At 63.7% G+C, this 18,103-nt stretch carries 11 protein-coding genes; 1 reads left to right on the top strand and 10 read right to left on the bottom strand.

From position 1 onward, the window contains the following. Nucleotides 1-49: 49 nt before the first annotated feature. The 9 genes from G3480_RS02560 to glmU all read right to left on the bottom strand — a co-directional run bounded on the left by G3480_RS02560 (nt 50) and on the right by glmU (nt 15,622). Nucleotides 50-5,320: an Eco57I restriction-modification methylase domain-containing protein gene (locus G3480_RS02560; protein ID WP_164652103.1), complete on the bottom strand. Its 5,271-nt coding sequence runs from the start codon at nt 5,318-5,320 to the stop codon at nt 50-52. 7 nt (nt 5,321-5,327) lie between these two features. After that, nucleotides 5,328-5,753, bottom strand: coding sequence for a type II toxin-antitoxin system VapC family toxin (locus G3480_RS02555; RefSeq protein WP_164652102.1), 426 nt, complete (start codon nt 5,751-5,753; stop codon nt 5,328-5,330). Beyond that, the gene (locus G3480_RS02550) at nt 5,750-6,100 is read right to left on the bottom strand and encodes a type II toxin-antitoxin system Phd/YefM family antitoxin (protein WP_164652101.1); all 351 of its coding nucleotides are present in this window, start codon (nt 6,098-6,100) and stop codon (nt 5,750-5,752) included. Before G3480_RS02550 ends, G3480_RS02555 begins: the two co-directional genes overlap by 4 nt. Before the next feature lie 61 nt (nt 6,101-6,161). After that, nucleotides 6,162-9,029, bottom strand: a complete 2,868-nt coding sequence (locus G3480_RS02545) for a DEAD/DEAH box helicase (protein WP_164652100.1) — start codon at nt 9,027-9,029, stop codon at nt 6,162-6,164. Between the two features lie 241 nt (nt 9,030-9,270). Next, nucleotides 9,271-9,735 carry a transposase gene (locus tag G3480_RS02540; RefSeq protein WP_164652099.1) on the bottom strand — a complete coding sequence of 155 codons (465 nt, stop codon included), beginning with the start codon at nt 9,733-9,735 and terminating at the stop codon, nt 9,271-9,273. A 952-nt stretch (nt 9,736-10,687) separates the two neighbouring features. After that, complete coding sequence (locus G3480_RS02535; RefSeq protein WP_164652098.1) at nt 10,688-11,248, bottom strand: Uma2 family endonuclease; 561 nt, start codon at nt 11,246-11,248, stop codon at nt 10,688-10,690. A gap of 69 nt (nt 11,249-11,317) precedes the next feature. After that, a complete protein-coding gene (locus tag G3480_RS02530) occupies nt 11,318-12,262 on the bottom strand; it encodes a DEAD/DEAH box helicase (RefSeq protein ID WP_206171453.1) in 945 nt (314 codons plus the stop codon). Nucleotides 12,263-12,399: 137 nt separating this feature from the next. Beyond that, complete coding sequence (gene glmS, locus G3480_RS02525) at nt 12,400-14,232, bottom strand: glutamine--fructose-6-phosphate transaminase (isomerizing) (protein ID WP_164652096.1); 1,833 nt, start codon at nt 14,230-14,232, stop codon at nt 12,400-12,402. A 25-nt stretch (nt 14,233-14,257) separates the two neighbouring features. Continuing rightward, on the bottom strand, nt 14,258-15,622 hold the full coding sequence (gene glmU / locus G3480_RS02520; protein WP_164652095.1) for a bifunctional UDP-N-acetylglucosamine diphosphorylase/glucosamine-1-phosphate N-acetyltransferase GlmU: 1,365 nt from the start codon (nt 15,620-15,622) through the stop codon (nt 14,258-14,260). Nucleotides 15,623-16,271: 649 nt separating this feature from the next. Here glmU and G3480_RS02515 point away from each other — a divergent pair. Next, nucleotides 16,272-16,730, top strand: coding sequence for an NUDIX domain-containing protein (locus tag G3480_RS02515; RefSeq protein WP_164652094.1), 459 nt, complete (start codon nt 16,272-16,274; stop codon nt 16,728-16,730). A gap of 350 nt (nt 16,731-17,080) precedes the next feature. On the opposite strand, the gene G3480_RS02510 is transcribed toward G3480_RS02515, so the two are convergent. Next, a complete protein-coding gene (locus G3480_RS02510; protein WP_164652093.1) occupies nt 17,081-18,070 on the bottom strand; it encodes an AAA family ATPase in 990 nt (329 codons plus the stop codon). Nucleotides 18,071-18,103: the final 33 nt, after the last annotated feature.

Raw genomic sequence — 18,103 nt, 5'->3', positions numbered from 1 at the left:
CGTATTTATTTATCGATTCAAGCCAGAATTATAACACCATTTCAGCGAGTTAATGGGCGTATGTCAGGAGTTCTGCAATGGTGCGCTGGACCGGGCCGCCGGGCAGGGTGTCGTCGGGGAAGGTCTTGGTGACGATGCAGCCGGCGGGCAGGTCGCGCACGTCCTCCCAGCCCAGGGGGATGCCCTGCTCTTGCCGGTCGGGGGTGTGGATGCCGTAGGAGATGCCGGCCTTGAGGTCCGCCTTCCGGGCCTTGCGCGGCAGGCCGACGCCGACCAGGCCCTTACTCGGGGTGAAGACGATGCGCCCGGTCTGGTCGTACCAGGTGTCGGCCTCGTATTGGCGCATCACCGGGAACTGGACGCGATAGATGGTCAGCAGCTCGTCCAGGGTCAGGCCGAGGGCTTGGGAGACCAGGACGTCGATCTCGACCAGGGCCTGGCGGCGGGCGTAGTCGGTGCGTAGAGCGCAGTGGCGGTGCCAGGTGGGGGTGAGGTCTTGGAAGAAGTCTTTTTCACCACAAAGGCGCGAAGGACACAAAGGATTGGTTGTGTCGGTTGGGTCGATGGACCAGCGTTGGGTATTGAAGGTGTCGGTCCAGCAGTTTTGCCAGAGATCGGCGTAGTGAGTCGTCAGTGCAACCAGCGCTAGGAAGCGTGCGTTTCTTCGTGCATCCGGCTCCATGATTGGCAGCATGGCGGCCGTTGCCTCGCGAAAGTCCTTCTTGCCCGAGGTGCGCGCGAAGAAATCGCAGGGCAACGAGACCCAACACGAGGCCGCGTCGAGCATCACGGCCGTCTCGCGGAAGGTAATTGAGAAGACGCCGTCGATATGAGCGACATGAGGCGGGAGAACGACGATCCGCACGGATCGCTCATCTGCGGGATGCGCGCCGCGTCGTGCCGCGAGACGGTAGTAGCCCGTTACCCGCTCGCTCGTTCCCACGCTCCGCGTGGGAATGCCGTCTTGGCCGCTCCAGCGGCCCGTCGCCGATTCGCGACGCTGGAGCGTCGGCACTTGCTCCCACGCTGGAGCGTGGGAGCCAGAGGCGCCAGAGGTATCAGAGTCGCCGGAGGAGCCGGACGAGTTGGCTATTGCGGCGGCCTGCTCGCTCTCCGGATCGGAGCGACTGCTTTCGACCCACGGCACCCTCGGCGTGCGCTCGGCATACTCCGCTGGCGAGCAATCCGGTACATAGTTGGTGCGCGGCAGATAGTCGTCCGGTAGGGCGGTGAGGTCGAGACAGTCGTAATGACCTTTCTCGGTGCAGACCGCGCGCGGCGTCTTGTAGAAGGGTGTGCCGACGAAGAAATGCGGGCCGGAGAACACCCATTGGCCGGCATCGGCGGGGAAGCTGGTCTCGCGGCGGATGGTGCCGTCTTGCTGACTTATGACCTCATTCCAATGCTGCGTGGAGTAATACTCGCTCTTGAGATCGCTCAGCCGGCGCGGCTGGGCGGCGAACTTCGTCAATACACTGACTAATTCTTCACTGTGCAATGTCGGCAATCGAGCCGCCAAGGCTGGCGTTCCTTCCTCATCGTAGAGCTTGGCGAACAAAGCGAGGCGGTCTTGATCAACAGGCACAACACGGCTTGCGTGACCGGTTTCATTCCAATCTTTACCGTCATCATCCTTGATCCCACCAACAGACCCTTGTCCGTCATGCTGATAGCTGGCGTCGATGGTTCGTGCGGCGAAGAGATTAGCAATGCTGTCAAAGCTCGGATCAGGGCGAGACTGACAGCGATAGAGATTGATGCTGAATTTCACCCTATGGCCAATGGGAAACAGCATCCGTTGGTTCTGAAACTGAAAATGCCCCCGTAACCTGGGATAAACGGCCGCCCGAAACGCCCCGCCTTTGGGATCGTCATAAATCCCCTCCGGATGCAGAAATCCAGCCACACCTCGCGCACTTGCCAACATCCACGCCTGCGGCAGAAAGCACTTGTATAGATTCGCTTTCTGCCCCTCCAAAAGCGGATAATTCTGCCCCGCATTCAAAAACGCCTGCATCCCCGCCTGCTCACAGAACTCATCCAGCCAGGCCCCGCGCATCTCCGGCCACTCATCGAACAAGGCCGCCCGACGCCGCGCCAGGTCCGAGGCGCTCAGCTTACGGATCGCGATCTTGGGATCCGCCTCGCCTAGGATGCCCTTCTCCTCCCACTCCACCTTGAGCCAGGGCGGATTCCCCAGGATCAGGTCGAAACCGCCCGCCTCGCGGAAGATGTCGGCAAAACTTAGCTCCCAGTGGAAGAACCGATAGCGGGTCGCCAGGGCCTCGACCTGAGTGACGCGCGGAAAGTGCTCGCGCAGCCGCTTGATCCGCAGCTCGCCATAGCGGTCGTGCAGGGTCTTGTCCTCGCTGGGCGCCGCCAGCGGCAGTTGGCCCGGCTGATCGTCGAACAGGGACGCTTGGATCTCGGGCACCAGGACAAACTCTTCCACCTTGGCCGGCTCGGGTGCCAGATCCAGCTCCGTCTGCTCGTCGATCTCCATGACATTGCCGTCGAGGATGGCGCCGACCTCGGTGATCCACTGGGTGCGGCTTGGCAGGCTCTGGGCCTTGTCCAAGGGCCAGAACCAGAGCGCGCACCAGTAGTCCATCACCAGCTTGAGACGCCGGTAGGGCGTGGCCGTGTCGCCGTCCTCGCTCAGCATCCCGGCCTTGCGGGTGGCCTCCTTGCTGGCCCGGCTGGTGACGGTGCCCTCGCCGCTGTCCGGCCAGACCGGGAGTGTGTCCTCGGTGCGGGCGCGGTCCTTGGCGAGTTGCGCGGCGTGCTCCCGCCAGAGGGCGTCGATCCGGGCGCTGAGCTGTTTGAGGCGCTTGATCTCAATGTCCGAGAAGCGCCCGAGCAAGCCCTTCTTCCAGACCTTGACCCGGTCCAGCGCCTCGCCGAAGTACGCCTTGACCGCCTTGTTGGCGTAGTCGCACATGCCCTCGTCGGGCAGCAGGAAGTGATAGATCTCGTCATCCCGACGCGGCTCGGCCGGCGTGACGCGGCGCGGGGCTACGTTGAGCCAGCACTCGGGGTTGGGGACGGACTTGCCGCCGCGCTTGAGGTTCTTCGGCGCGTGGAGCTGGCTGACGCGAAACACCTGGGGCCGCGCGCCGACCAGCGAGTTGCCGTTGAACAACTGGTAGCCGAACCAAGGCACCCGCGCCGGCTTGGGGCGGCCGCTCGCGTCGGTCTCGCCATAGATGGCATTGAGCCAGAGGCTGACCTCGGCCAGCTCGGTGGCGATGGGGTTGAGGTCGACGCCGAAGACGTTGCCGTCGGCCAGGCGCATCCGCACCTTCTGCAGCTCCTGGGCGTACTGCTCGTGCGGGATGCGGCGCTTCAACTCCTGCTGCTTGCGCTCCAGATAGGCTTGGGCGAGCTGATTGACCGCCTCGTTCAAGAAGGCGGCGCTGCCCATGGCCGGCTCCAGCACGCGCAGGGTCAGGATGTCGTCGGCGTGCTTGTCGGCGAGCAACTCCTTCAGGGCGTATTTGACCAGACACTGGGTCAGCGACTGCGGGGTGTAGTAACTCGCGCTCTTTTGGCGGTCGCGCCCGGCCAGGCGATAGATGAAGGTGCCCTTGGGATAGACCCGGAGCTGTCTGCGGCCCTCGGCGTTGATGAAGGTGACCTTCTCGCCGTTCTTGTAGTCGCCGATCTGGTCCTCGGTGACGAACCAGCCGTTGGCGAGCAGGTCGGTGGAGCCGCCGTATTCGCCGCCAGAGTCTTTGTCGGCGCTGTCGCTATCGTTGTCGTTGTCGTTGTCGTTGTCGTTGTCGTTGTCGGAATCGTCGCCTGTCTCGGCCAGACGCGCGCTGGCCTCCGGCATCACCTCGTAAAGGTCATCGGCGGCGAAGAAGCCGCGATAGGACAGCAGGGACTCGTAGACCGCGCCGAGCTGGTTGATGGAGAGCGCCTGGTAGCTCACCCGGCGGGTGCGGCGGGTCTTGGGGTCCTTGGCGAAGGAGAGCCCGCGCAGCACGGCCTGCCAGATGTGATTGGGGAAGCGCACCTTGTTGAGCAGCGGCGTGCTCGCGGGGTCGAACAGGCGGCTGTCGAGCGGGGCCAGCTCGAAGGCGTTGACCGTGGCCGAGCCCATCAGCGTCTGTTGGACGTTGGTGTTGCCCTGGGCGATGAGGCCGAAGAGCTTCTTGAGCGTCTTGTCGAAATAGTGACCGTTTTGCGCCTCGGTGGTGTGCAGGTCGGTCAGGGTGAGATCGCGCAGGTGCTCCAGGCTGTAGCCGCGCGTGTAGACGTCGCTCTTGTTGATGGGCACATAGCCCAGCTCGGGGCGCGCCTCGATGTAGAAGAGGAAGATCAGGCGGTAGACCAGGCGCACGCACTCGGTGCTGAGGTCGCCGGCGTCGAGCTGGTCCTTGCCGCTAAAAAAGCCCTTCTTTCCCGCCACGGCCTGCGCCCGGAGCTGGCTGGCCGCCGCGTTGCCGAGCAGCTCGATGGCGTCGCGCAGGGCGTACTTGAGATCCTCGCTGACCCCGGCGTCGTGCTTGTGGGACTCGGCATCCAGGGTGTCGAGCAGACAGCCTTCGTTGCTTCCTGGCCCCCCGTCCGGACAGAGGGCCTCGCGGTGCAGCAGGGCGACACAGGCGTTGAGCGTGGCGGCGGGCTTCTTGCCGAGGATCTCGCTCAGGTCGAAGCGCAGAAAGCGGTTGGCGGACCACTTGAAGCGGTCGATCAGCAGCCATTCGGTCTCGCCCACCACCAGGACGAAGCGCGGCGGATGGTCGGCGGCGAACAGGGCATCGGAGAGCAGCTCGGCCAGGGGGCGCGGGGTCTTCTTGTCCTTACCAAGGTAGGCCGCCGGGATCTCCTCGATCCGGAAGTGCCGGGGGCTGAGGGTGGCCGCGAGCGGGTCGATGGCCTGGTCGTCACCCCGCGACTTCTGCTCTGGATTGAACGCGGGGACGATGATGACCTCGGGCAGTGCGGCGGTCTTGCCGGCGCCTTTTCCCACCTGGGCCCAGATCGGCAGCGGCTGGTCGCCGATCCATTCCAGCTCCCGAGGCTGGATGCCGAAGCCCAGCTCACGCAGCAGATCCTGGTGCAGTGCCTGGTGCCAACCCAGTTGGGCGGCGAACCCCTCGTCCCAGGGATAGCGGGCGTGCCGCTGGAAGAAGGGCACGGCGAGACGGGTCAGGCGCTTGGCGGGAGGCTCCCCGCCCTCCGTTTCTTGGGCACGCTGTTGCAGCCAGTCCTTGATGCGCGACTGGAAGACGTGGGCGAAGAAGTGGTGGCTGTAGAACTCGTGCTCGTTGACGATGCCGGGGAAGACGTCGAATTTTTCCGTGGTGTCCATGCGATCGTCAGGCCAAACCGTAGAGCGCTGCGCCCGCCTGGCGTGCCGCGGCGAGGAGTTTGCTATCACAGGACGCCAGGGTGGATCCCGTGCGTAGGGTCAGCTCGAGATAGGTCGCGTCGTAGGCCGTCAGTCGATGCTCGCGGCCTAACGCCATTACGGCTTCCTGGCGGCTCGCGACCGAGACGGCGTCGGTCGTGATCGGCAAGCGCGCGAGGCGTTGCAGATAGTCGATCACCTGCGCCTCACGCACCACGTCGCGCCGCTCCGCGACCAGCAAGGCATTGGCGATCTCGGTATGCCATAAGACTGGCACCAGCGCCGGTTGCTCCGTGATCGCATCGAGCAGCCGATCAGCCAGCGCATTTTCCTCGGGGTCGGCGCGAGCGAAGATCCAGGCCAGAGACATCGACGCATCGAGCACGAGACTCATCGGCGCCCCTCGGCGATCCATTCGCTGATGGTTTCCGCCTTCACGCCCACGATCTTTGGAAAAGCCCGCATCGCGGCGACGGCGCGCGCATCGCAAAGACCGACGTCTTCGTCCTTGGGCCAGTCCACAGGCTCGAATGCTGGATCGGCCCGCATTTTGGTGATGAGGTCCCAGAAGTCTGGTTGGGCTTGCCCCCGCCCTTGGCGCAAACGGGTGTAAGCATCTTCCGAGAGCAGCACCGCCACCGGTTTGCCGCAGCGCGTGATGTGGACGGCTTCGCCTCGCTCCGCCTGGTGAATGAGACGTGTGAGCTGGATCTTGGCGTCGGCGATCGAGGTTTCAGTCATGCACAAAGCTCCTGGTCCTATTGATGGCCATATTAGGCATGACAACAGCGTTTGTCATGATTCAGCGCGGAGCCATAACACCGGCGAGCACCTGCACGAAGGGCACGGGTTCGACCTCAAGGCTGTCCTTCACCCATTGACCGTATTCGGTGAAGACGTCCTCGATGTCCTTCAGGCGGCGTGCGCGGCGGCTCTCCTTGACGGTGTCGAGCAGATGCTCCAGGCGCAGCTCCAACTGCCGCTCCTGGGCGCCGCGTAGCTCGTCCAGCTCGGCGAGCTTGTGCTTGACCTCCTCGGCGCGCGCGGCGCTGAAGGCCGCGACCTGATCCTCCACGAAACGCTGCATGGTGGCCACGGCCTCGCCCAGGGCCTGCTGCAGCGCCGCGAGATCCAGGGGGCGCTTGGCATTGGGCAGGCCGCGCTCGCGGATGCCGGCGCGGGCGCAGAAGGCGTCGAAGTCCTCGACCGTATAGCCGGCCTTCCCCTGACGGACCACCGCCTTCCACTCGGCGATCAAGGGCTGACCCTTGCGGTTGGGGATCAGGCCCAGCATCAGGAAGGCGCATTCGCCGGGTGCGAGCTTGGTGCTGGTGATGACCGGGGCGCGCCGGCGGCCGACGTTGCCGATCACGCGGTCGATCAGCCATTGGCAGATCGGGTGCTGGGGCCAGAGGTACTGGATGTCGGGCCATTCGGCGCCTTGACGGTCCTGTTCGCGGGCACGCTGAATGGACTCCTCGACCAGGCCGACTTGGGCGGAAAGCACATACTCGTCGGTCTCGCGCAGGACCTCGGCGGGCAGTTGGCGGCGCAATCGTCGGCGCAGATCGGCGGGCGGGGTGAGCCGGAGCAGGCGGGCCTGGTCGTCGATGCGATAGCCCTCCGCTTCGGGGATACGGCTGATGGCCTGCTTGGCGAAGGCGTAGACATCCGTAAAGAAACGATGGGGCTCCACCTGGACAGGGACCGGGGATGGCTCTTGAACCGCGCCGAAGAGGGCCGCTTCCCAGTCATCCTCGTCGTCGTCCGCCGTGACCCCGTCGATGCACTCGCGCTCGAACTGCTCGGCGCTCATGCCGCTGGCCAGGGCCTCGGCGACCACGCGTTCCTCCTCCTCGATGCTGTGCTTGTGCAGGAGAGAGGCCGGATCACCGATATTGCGGCTGATCTGCTCGTCCTTGCGGACCAGAACCTCGATGACGCGCAGGTCGCCCTTGACCGTCTCGATCCGGGATTCGGTGAGCAGATAGTCGATGCACGGCGTGCGCGCCTGACCAAAACGGTCCACCCGGCCGTTACGCTGCTGGAAGACCATGGGCGACCAGGGCAGGTCGAAGTGCACCAGCCGATGACAGAAGTAGTGCAGATTCAGCCCTTCCGAGGCGACATCGGAGCACAACAGTACCCGCAGCGGGTCATGCTCCTGGCCGAAGCGCTCGACGATCTCCTGCTGGTCGATGTCCGAGAGACTCCCATCCAGGATGGTGAAGGCATCTTGCTTGAGGCGCAGGTCGCCCGGGAGCCTGGCCATGAGCCACTTCAGGGTCTCGATGCGCTCGGAGAAGATCACCAACCGGTCGTTGCTATCCTGGCCGGTCCATTGGGCCTTGGGGTCACGCAGCGCGGCGAGCAGCCGCTGGTACTTGCTGAAGCGCTCCGGGGTGATGGCCTCCAACTGCCGCGCGAAGTCCTCGAAGGCATCGATCTCGGCGGTCTCCGCCGCTGACGGTGCGAGTCCGCGTCGCAGCTTGTCGATGCGGTTGCGGGCGTAGCTGCTGGCGGCGGCGGGGCTGGAGAACAGGGCCTTCTGCAGGCCGACACGCTGCAGTTCGCCCTGCCTGCCCCCCGCGCGCGCGCCCTTCTGTGTGAAGGGGATCTCCAGCACCGCTTGGAAGGCTGCCTCTTCCTGCGGCGTGGCCCGGGCTGACAGGCGGCGGGTCACCGGCTCCGGGAACTGGCCCTCTGCCTGGCCCTTGATGTCCTTCTTGAACCGGCGCACGAAGAGATCCTTGCGATCCAGGTCGGCGCGGCTGTAGTCATCCGGATCGGAGATAGCGGTGGGATCCAACAGCCAGATCAGGGAGGCAAAGCTGTTGGCCGAGCCGTCGTGGGGCGTGGCGGAGAGCAGGATCAGGGTGTCGGACTTGGTGGCGAGGTTCTTGGCCAGCCGCGCCCGCAGCGAGGAGCCCGAGTCGCTCTTGCGCACGGCGACGTTGTGGCACTCGTCGATGACGATGATGTCCCAGCGAGACTTGTTGAGATAGTCGCGGTACTCGTTGTTCCCCTTCAGGGTGTCCATCGAGATGATGGTCTTGTCGTAGTAATTGAAGGGGTTGTGCCCGGATGGGATGGTGTTGCGGATGCGCTGGATGCCGGCGGAGTCCAGGCGCACCAAGGGGATGGTGAAGCGCGACCACCACTCCTTCTGGAACTGGGTCAGCATGCTCTTCTGGGTCACCACCAGGATGCGACGACCGCGCCCGCGAATGTCCAGCTCGGTCGCCAGCATGGCGGCTTCGAGCGTTTTACCCAGACCGACGCCATCGGCGATCAGGAGGCGGGTGCGGGCCTGTTTGAGCCCCTTTTCCGCCGGGAGGCGCTGGTAGTCGGCGGCCTTCATGACCGCTTGGTGGGCGCGGTGAATCTGCTGGTCGTTGGCGACCGTGCGCAGACGCTGACTCTCCAGATAGAGCAGGCTGTCGGTGAAGTAGTCGCTCAAGTCCTGGAACAGCTCGGTCTGGGCGGGGTCGTGGACTTGGATGTCGTCCTCGAGCCGGTCGAGGAAGATGGCCGAGGTGCCCCGGACCAGCTCCGACAACCCGTCACAGGTCAAGGCATAGCCACCGTCGTCGCTCAAATCGAGGCGGCGGATGACCCAGTCTTCGTCGCGGATGGTGACACGCGCCCCTGGGGCGAGTGCGCGTTGCATGTCCATTTCAGATCCTTTGCGATCTCTGCCTGTGCCCAAGTCCGACTGGAGTACCACTCACTCTTCGTCGTGTGATCAACGAGGAGCTACTCTTCCGCCGCGTTACGCCGCTCCCGTCGCATGGATTCACAGCTGCGAACCAATCGCTACGGCCATTGATATGCCGATGCGGTGATATACACCATAGGTGTTTGCTGCAACCTGTCGACCCGAGGCTGCCAGGGTACTGCAATGTCGCACCCTAGGAGCCTGTCCGACTTAGGATGAATCGGCTGCGGAATCGGGAGAACGGTCCCTTTCGCCCCGCTTTTTCGTTACATAGAACCACTATGCGCCTCAAAACCGGAACGAAATGGCCTCGCTCTCCCACTTCCTCGCTTCGATCCCCCCAAGTCGGACAGGCTCCTAGGTTCGACTCGACCGGAACCTCGTCGGTGAGATTGGGCAGCCCCAGAGCGCGGCGCACCAGCAGGTTGAAGTGGACCGCCTCGAATAACTCCTCGTCACTCCAGCCGAAGTCCTTCTTGAGGATCAGCATCCCCAAGAGCAGGCGCAGCGGCGCGTTCGGGCGACCCGTCGCGTCATCGCACAGCTCGGCAAAACGCTCCTCGGCTGGGACGTGTTTGACGACCTGATCGAGGAAGACGTTCTGCCAGGCGGTTGGATCGTTCAGCTTCTCCTGGTCGCGCGCGCAGAGCGCAGACATTGCTCGACGTTGCTGAGGAGATCGATCTGGCTGCTGTCAGGACTGGCTCGGAACATCGTCTGGACGGACTCAGCTGAGGCTTTGGGTGCACGACGCTATTCTACCAGCCACAGCCCTCGGCTCGGCGTCGGCAGCTTTAGGGGGCTTTTCGGAGGGGACTCAACCTTGATGCCTTGTGTCTAGCGGATGGTCAAACGGCCTGCCATCAGGCTTTCGCTCAATGCATGGAGGTATTGGAGGATCTGGTTCAGCGCGGCTGGCTGACAACCTACGGCATTTCGGCCTGGCATGGATTCCGTCGGGCCGTCGATGCTCGGGATTTTCTTTGTCTGATCGACCTATGCGCAATCGTGCGTTCTGTCGCCGGACACGAGGGACATTTCCGTTTCATCCAGTTGCCCATCGGCCTATGGACGCCAGACGCGATCTTGTTGCGCAATCAGCCTATGGAACTATCCATCAACAACTTCCCCCCTTTCGCAAAGGGGGGCTAGGGGGGATTTCGGGCGGCATCGCTCGCATCGGGAAACAATTGATGGACACTTTCTATGGTCGGGGTCGATGAGCCCCGATCACTCTAGCGGTCATCGCCAACGGATCACTGCTGCAAGGGGAACTGGTTGGAACACCAATACTTCAGGAGAATCTCGGGTTTTCGGACTTGAGGGGGCCACTCCAAGCGATTCAGTTTAGTCGGTCTATTCCTGGGGTAACCTCAGTGCTCGTTGGCATGAAGGCCCCTGGGCACTGGCATCTGAATTCCAGACTATTCGAACGGCCCAAGGCGGATCTATGCGGAAATGGCACCTGGTGACTGTTGGGTATACCCCAATGGGTATAACCCAATTTGCAGGGATAAAATTCCTCCGTATCCTGCGACGGGATCGTCCGACCCCAGCTTTCCAGAAACGGTCGAGGTCTTGCGCCCAAGTCCTTTGGGTGAGCTTTGGCTTTAGTTCCAGAGGTTGCTGAGTTCAAGCTTTAGCGCAGCGAAGGGTGCGACCGCGATGGCATCCTTCCCGGAGGCCTCCACGAGCAGCCGCCAAGCACCGTCTTCCAGTCCGTAGGCTTCGAGACTTCGGCACGTCGGATCGATCAGCCAAGCATAGGAGACGCCATAGTGCGCGTAGATCGGCATCTTAATTTCTCGGTCCTTGCTGGCGGTTGACGGCGAGAGGATCTCGCAGACCCAGTCCGGAACGACCTCGAAGCGGTGGCCTTGAGGAATGTGCGGCATCCGCTCTCGACGCCAGCCAGCAAGATCGGGAACGACGACCTCTCGATCGGTGACGAAGTGGATCTCTGGCTCCACGAGAATCCACCAACCACCGGGGCCGCCGCGGCCTTTTCCGAAGGGTCCGCCGATCTCGATCTGGAGGTTCGACTCGGCCAGCGCATGCAGACCGGCGGGCCGTGGATGGGTGTGCAACTGTCCGTTGAGGATCTCTCCGGTCAATCCATCTGGCAGCGCTTCGAGCTGCTCGTAAAGCGTTTGCTTGTAGGCATGTTGCATGAGGTTTCCCCTGAATTTCGGCCTCCAAACATGACCTAAACTTCCCCTTTACCTGTCGAAGCCTGCGCTTCAGATGATAATCCGCTCGACCTCCAGCCGCTGCAGGAAATTGTAGTCATCCGGATCGGAGATAGCGGTGGGATCCAACAGCCAGATCAGGGAGGCAAAGCTGTTGGCCGAGCCGTCGTGGGGCGTGGCGGAGAGCAGGATCAGTGTATCGGACTTGGTGGCGAGGTTCTTGGCCAGGCGCGCCCGCAGCGAGGAGCCCGAGTCGCTCTTGCGCAAGGCGACGTTGTGGCACTCGTCGATGACGATGATGTCCCAGCGGGACTTGTTGAGATAGTCGCGGTACTCCTTGTTCCCCTTCAGGGTGTCCATCGAGATGATGGTCTTGTCGTAGACGTTGAAGGGGTTGTGCCCGGAGGGGATGTTGTTGCGGATGCGCTGGATGCCGGCGGAGTCCAGGCGCACCAGGGGGATGGTGAAGCGCGACCACCACTCCTTCTGGAACTGGGTCAGCATGCTCTTCTGGGTCACCACCAGGATGCGACGACCGCGCCCGCGAATGTCCAGCTCGGTGGCCAGCATGGCCAATTCGAGCGTCTTGCCCAGACCGACACCCTCGGCGATGAGGAGCCGGGTGCGGGCCTGTTTGAGTCCCTTATCAGCCGGGAGGCGTTGGTAGTCCGCGGCCTTCATGACCACCCGATGGGCGCGGTGAATCTGCTGGTCGTTGGCGACCCTGCGCAGACGCTGGCTCTCGAGATAGAGCAGGCTGTCGGTGAAGTCGTCGCTCAAGTCCTGGAACAGCTCGGTCCGGGCGGGCTCGTGGACCTGAATATCGTCCTCGAGCCGGTCGAGGAAGATGGCCGAGGTGCCGCGAACCAGCTCGGAGAGGCCATCGCAGGTCAAGGCATGGCCGCCGTCGTCGCTCAGATCGAGGCGGCGGATGACCCAGTCTTCGTCGCGGAGGTGACTCGGAACTCGGGCTCCGGGCGCGTGTCCGCGTTGCATGTCCATTCCGGCTCCTGGCAGTGCCACGATCTATAGGATGACGAAAACTTATTACGCTTTCATATCAATTGCTTAAAAAAGCAGACATCCGATAGATAATGGCACTACCAGCCACTTTACACAGGCAAGCGTAACGCCTATTCCACAGTGACCGATTTCGCCAGATTGCGGGGCTGGTCGACGTCGGTGCCTTTGAGGACGGCCACGTGATAGGCCAGCAGTTGCAGTGGGATCGTGAAGACGAAGGGATCGATGAGGTCGTCGGTCTCGGGGAGGCGCACCACGGTGATCCCCTCGCCTTCGTCGAGGGCGACTTGGAAGTCGGCGAAGACGTAGAGCTGCCCGCCGCGGGCGCGGACCTCTTCCAGGTTGGACTTGAGCTTCTCGAGGAGCGCATTGTTGGGTGCCACGGCGACGACGGGCATCTGCTCGTCGATCAGGGCCAGGGGGCCATGCTTGAGTTCACCGGCTGGATAGGCTTCGGCATGGATGTAGGAGATCTCCTTGAGCTTGAGCGCGCCCTCCATCGCGATCGGGTACTGCTCACCGCGACCGAGGAAGAGGGTGTGCTGCTTGTCGACGAAGTCCTCGGCAAGCTTGGCAATGGTCGCATCAAGCGCCAGGACTTCCTCGAGCTTGGCCGGCACGGATCGCAGCAGCTCGACCAGCCTCGACTCCTCCGTGGCGTCGAGTCGCTTGAGTCGACCCAGTGTGATCGTCAGCAGGAAGAGCGCGACGAGCTGTGTCGTGAAGGCCTTGGTGGAGGCGACCCCGATCTCAGGGCCGGCGTGGGTGAGGAAGACCAGGTCCGACTCGCGCACCAGGGAGCTTTCAGGGACATTGCAGATCGCTAGGGTGGTCGCGTATCCGGCCCCCTTCGCCAACCGCAGGGCCGCCAGGGTGTCGGCGGTCTCGCCAGACTGAGAAATGGTCACGAAGAGCGCCTGCTTCGGGACGACGTGGCTGCGATAGCGATACTCGCTCGCGACCTCGACCTGGCAAGGGATCCCGGCGACGCCCTCCATCCAGTAGCGCGCGACGAGCCCAGCATGGAAACTGGTGCCGCAGGCGACAATGGTGACCGCTTCGATCTCGGCAAGCTGCTCGGTCGCCTGACTGCCAAAGATCTCCGGCAGGATACGATTGCCCGCGAGACGCCCTTGGAGGGTGTCCGCGATGGCCTGGGGCTGCTCGAAGATCTCCTTGGCCATGTAGTGGCGGTGCTCGCCGCGCTCGGTGGCCTCCGCCGCCACCGTCGAGGTCTTGACCGGACGCTCGACCAGCTGACCATCTCGGTCCCAGATCCGGACGCTCTCGAGCGTCAGCTCGGCGATGTCGCCTTCCTCGAGGAAGATGAACCGGTTGGTGACGGGGAGCAGGGCGAAGACGTCCGATGCGATGAAGTGCTCCCCGAAGCCGACGCCGATGACCAAGGGACTGCCTTGGCGCGCCGCGACCAGGTGATGCGGGTCTTGGGAATCGATGACGCCGAGCGCGTAGGCACCGTGCAGCTTGCTCGCGGCCTGGCGAACCGCGTCGACCAGGGCGCAGCCAGTCGCCAGCTCGTCGTAGATCGCGTGGACGACGACCTCCGTGTCCGTGTCTGAGGTGAAATCGTGGCCGGCTGCCAACTGCTCGCGCCTCAGCACCTCGTGATTCTCCACGATGCCGTTGTGCACGATGGCGCAGCGCTCGTGGCTGACATGCGGGTGGGCGTTATGCGTCGCCGGCGCGCCATGGGTAGCCCAGCGTGTATGGGCAATGCCCAGGGTGCCCTTGAGCGGGCTGGCCGCAACCTCCTCCGCGAGCTTGGCAACCTTCCCCAGGGTGCGAACGCGTGTTAGCCCCCCCGAGGGATCCAGCACCGCGATGCCGGCAGAGTCATAGCCGCGATACTCCAGCCGCCGCAAGCCCTCGAGCAGGATGGCCGCGACAGGACGCTGCGCGATAGCGCCAACGATTCCACACATTGCTGAGACCTCTAATGGAGCTGAATCAAGACTTCTTCGTGGGACGCACCCAACCCTGGAGCGTTGTCTGCCGAGCCCGACTCAAGGTCAGCGCATCGGCCGGGGCGTCCTTCGAGATGACGGAGCCCGCGCCGATGGTCGCGCCTGGGCCCACGCTGACAGGGGCGACCAAGGCTGTATTGGAGCCGATGAAGGCACCATCGCCGATCAGGGTCTTGGACTTGTTGGCCCCGTCGTAATTGCAGGTGATAGTCCCCGCGCCGACGTTGACGCCAGCGCCGATCTCGGCGTCTCCCAGATAGGTGAGATGATTGGCCTTGCTGCCATGCCCAAGCCGGCTCTTCTTGATCTCGACGAAGTTGCCGACATGCGTCTCATCCGCCAGCAGGGCATCCGGACGCAGCCGGGCGAAGGGTCCGATCCGGGCATTGGCCCCGACCCTGGCGCCCTCGATGACAGAGTTGGCCATGACCTCGGTGCCTGAGCCGATCACGCAGTCCTTGAGGATGCTGTTGGGTCCGATGCGCACGCCGGCGCCGAGCTGCACCTCACCTTCGATGATGACGTTGATGTCGATAGAAACGTCCGGCTCGGTGACGAGCCGCCCGCGCAAATCGAAACGGGCAGGATCCGCGAGGGTCACGCCCGAGCGCATCAGGTCCTCGGCGACGCGGCGCTGGTAGATCCGCTCCAGCTCGGCGAGCTGCAGGCGGTCATTGACGCCGACGATCTCGGCAAGTTCGGCGGGCTGAGTGGTGGCGATGCGAACGCCTTGGTCGGCCGCGATGGCGATGATATCGGTCAGATAGTATTCGCCCTGGGCATTGTCGTCGCTGATCGCGCCCAGCCAGGTAACAAGGCTGGCACCGTCCGCGACCAGAAAGCCCGTGTTGATCTCGGCGACCCGGCGCTCCTCGGGAGTGGCGTCCTTTTCCTCGACGATCCGCACGACCCGGCCGTCGCCATCACGCAGGATGCGGCCGTAGCCGGTCGGATCACCAAGCTCCGCCGTCAGCAAGCCCAGCGGCGTCTCCCTGCTCGAGTCGACCAGCTCGCGCAGTGTCTCCTCCGCGATGAGCGGCACATCCCCGTAGAGGACCAGGACACGATCGAGGCCCTCGACCGCCGGCAGTGCTTGGATGACCGCGTGACCGGTCCCGCGCTGCTCGCGCTGCTCCACCCAGGCACAGTCCTCATCCGCGAAGGCCGCCTTGACCCGATCACCACCATGGCCGTGGACGACGACGATACGCTCGGGCTCGAGCCGCTGCGCCGCGGCGAGCACGTGCCCCAGCAATGGTCGCCCGGCAAGCGGATGCAAGACCTTCGGCAAACTGGAGCGCATCCGCTTACCGAGACCCGCTGCGAGAATCACAACACCTAGCTTCATAGAATCCATCTTCCTTACAGATCACGCCGAGAAACCGCAATCAGCCGAGCCCATGAGTGCAGGGTGCCGCTCGGCGGCTGGCCAGCACCAAGGTCCGTGTTCAACTCGGCTGCGGTGGGGTCGCGCACAGCTTGGATGCGGATCCGAACCTTGAGCGGCTACCCGGCGAATCGCCTGTACCAAGAAGCCGCTAAGGGTAGCGGCAGACGATCAGAAGGTCACGCCCGCGTCGACCGGCGGGTGCGACCATCAGTGACGCGCGCCGGCCAGCGACTCCAGGTTGGACCGACGTTGGGTCTTGGTTCGAGGCAGCCGCCGAGTGCAGGGGCAATCGCTGCTGAACCCCGAGGTCATCAAGACCGGACGGCTGCGCTTCGCCTGCGAATGCACATTGATCGCACCGCTGGAGCTGGTTGTAATGCGCCACCACCTCAACACCTATGGGTGTCCCGAAATCAACCGGAACAGCCGCTCCAAGCCTGCGTAGCCAGGCCATCCTGGCCTGGTTTGCCAGGGCTGGAAGCCCTGGCTACATAAAACCGATAGGTGGTGAGGCGCCACCACCTGGATGCTTGCCGACCGCTCTTGGCGATGCCCTCTGCGCTGGCGCATCGACCAATGACTGCCGGCGCCACATTGGAAACCACGCATGCCTAGACCCGAAACACCTCTGATCGCCGCCGACATCATCATCGAACTCGTCGACCGGCCCGGGCGTCCCATCGTGCTCATCGAGCGCCGTTATCCCCCACTCGGCTGGGCGATCCCGGGCGGCTTCGTCGACCTTGGTGAACAGGTGGAAGCGGCAGCCGTGCGCGAGGCGCTGGAAGAAACCTCGCTGCAGGTGACCCTACGCGCCCTGCTCGGCATCTACTCGGACCCCAGCCGAGATCCACGCGGCCATACCGTCACCGCCGTCTACGTAGCAGAAGCCACCGGCGCACCTCGCGCCCAGGACGATGCCCGAAATCTAACGATCTATCCGGTCGACGCGCTGCCCGCAACGCTCGCCTTCGACCACACGCTGGTGCTCGGCGACTACCGTCGTTTTCGAGAGACAGGCCAGCCGACGCCACTTCGGCTCCCGCCCGATCAAGGCACGCTCTGAGCATCGTCCCCAAGGGTCGAGGGCGATGTCGACAAGATCGATCCTGAGATCGAGGGCGTCCGCGAGCAGTTACGGGTCATCTGCCGCCACCCTCGCAGTCCTTTCCTATCTGCCCGGACACCGCGCGATTCGCAGCCGGCGCGCTCGATTTGAACCCTAGCAGGCTGTCGGGCTTTGGGAGCTAACCTGCTGAAAAGCCGACAGGCTCCTAGCGAGGCTTCGCCTCAGACCGACGCGTCATGCCATCGGGATCTGGATCTGGATCCCGATACCGATACCGACGGCCTTGGATGGTCGGACGCTTCATCGAAATTTGACTCACCTGCGAGCATTTTGCGCCCTCAAGGATTCTAGACCCGCGGTGCCGGCACGCCAGCCAGCAGGTCGCGGAGGACGTCATCCGGCTGATAGCCCTCGATCTCGAGGTCGGCCGTCAGCTTCAAGCGATGCCGGAGCACGGACGGGGCCATGACCTTGATGTCGTCCGGGGTCACGAATCCGTTGCCGCTCGCGAGGGCATGGCCGCGCGCGGCGCGCACCAAGGCCAGGGTGGCGCGCGGACCTGGACCCGTCTCGATGCCCTGCCAATCACGCGCCGTGCGGACGAGTCGCACCGCATAGCCCAGGATGCTGTCGTCCATCTCCAGCGAGGCCGCAATGCGCTGGATGGCCTCAAGGTCCTGCGTGGAAAGAACCTGCTCCACCCGAGAGGTGTCGAGTTGATCTCCAACCTGACCCTGCGTCGCCTGCCGCACCATAGCGATCTCTTCGCGCTCGTCCGGGTAGTCGACGAAGACCTTGAGGAGGAAACGATCGATCTGGGCTTGAGGCAAGGGGTAAGTCCCTTCCTGCTCGATGGGGTTCTGGGTCGCAAAGACCAGGAAGGGAGGCGCCAAGGGCAGCGCCCTGCCCTCAATGGTCACCTGCTGCTCCTGCATGGCCTCCAGCAGCGCGGATTGCGTCTTGGCGGGCGCGCGGTTGATCTCGTCGCCGAGGAGTAGATTGCAAAAAATCGGGCCGCGACGAATGCGGAATTCCTCGCTCTTCAGATCGAGCATGGCATGACCCGTCACGTCGCTGGGCATGAGATCGGGCGTGAACTGGATCCGCGAGAAGCGCCCCCCCATCGCGGCAGCCATGGCACGCACGAGAAGCGTCTTGCCAACGCCGGGCAGGCCTTCCAAGAGGACGTGACCCGCCGCCACCAAGGCAACGACGGACTCGCGAATCACTTGGTTCTGCCCGATGACGGCTCGGGCGATCATGGCCTCGAGGGCTTCGAGCTTGGCGGACGCCTGCTCAAGGCTGAGCTGGCCGGCCTGGTCTCCTGTCGTATTCATCCGTTGCTCCGGGGCCTCATTTTCGGGACATCT

It is taken from the genome of Thiorhodococcus mannitoliphagus, from assembly GCF_010915725.1.
Taxonomy (GTDB): domain Bacteria; phylum Pseudomonadota; class Gammaproteobacteria; order Chromatiales; family Chromatiaceae; genus Thiorhodococcus; species Thiorhodococcus mannitoliphagus.
Note: the sequence above shows the minus strand (reverse complement) of the source record. Positions and strands in the feature narration are given on the sequence as shown.

Coding starts and splice junctions, on each gene's coding strand:
- G3480_RS02535 (WP_164652098.1), bottom strand. CDS start 11,248: ATGCAACATGCCTACAAGCAAACGCTTTACGAGCAGCTCGAAGCGCTG.
- glmS (WP_164652096.1), bottom strand. CDS start 14,232: ATGTGTGGAATCGTTGGCGCTATCGCGCAGCGTCCTGTCGCGGCCATC.
- G3480_RS02540 (WP_164652099.1), bottom strand. CDS start 9,735: ATGTCTGCGCTCTGCGCGCGCGACCAGGAGAAGCTGAACGATCCAACC.
- G3480_RS02530 (WP_206171453.1), bottom strand. CDS start 12,262: ATGCAACGCGGACACGCGCCCGGAGCCCGAGTTCCGAGTCACCTCCGC.
- glmU (WP_164652095.1), bottom strand. CDS start 15,622: ATGAAGCTAGGTGTTGTGATTCTCGCAGCGGGTCTCGGTAAGCGGATG.
- G3480_RS02560 (WP_164652103.1), bottom strand. CDS start 5,320: ATGGACACCACGGAAAAATTCGACGTCTTCCCCGGCATCGTCAACGAG.
- G3480_RS02550 (WP_164652101.1), bottom strand. CDS start 6,100: ATGACTGAAACCTCGATCGCCGACGCCAAGATCCAGCTCACACGTCTC.
- G3480_RS02555 (WP_164652102.1), bottom strand. CDS start 5,753: ATGAGTCTCGTGCTCGATGCGTCGATGTCTCTGGCCTGGATCTTCGCT.
- G3480_RS02545 (WP_164652100.1), bottom strand. CDS start 9,029: ATGCAACGCGCACTCGCCCCAGGGGCGCGTGTCACCATCCGCGACGAA.
- G3480_RS02510 (WP_164652093.1), bottom strand. CDS start 18,070: ATGAATACGACAGGAGACCAGGCCGGCCAGCTCAGCCTTGAGCAGGCG.
- G3480_RS02515 (WP_164652094.1), top strand. CDS start 16,272: ATGCCTAGACCCGAAACACCTCTGATCGCCGCCGACATCATCATCGAA.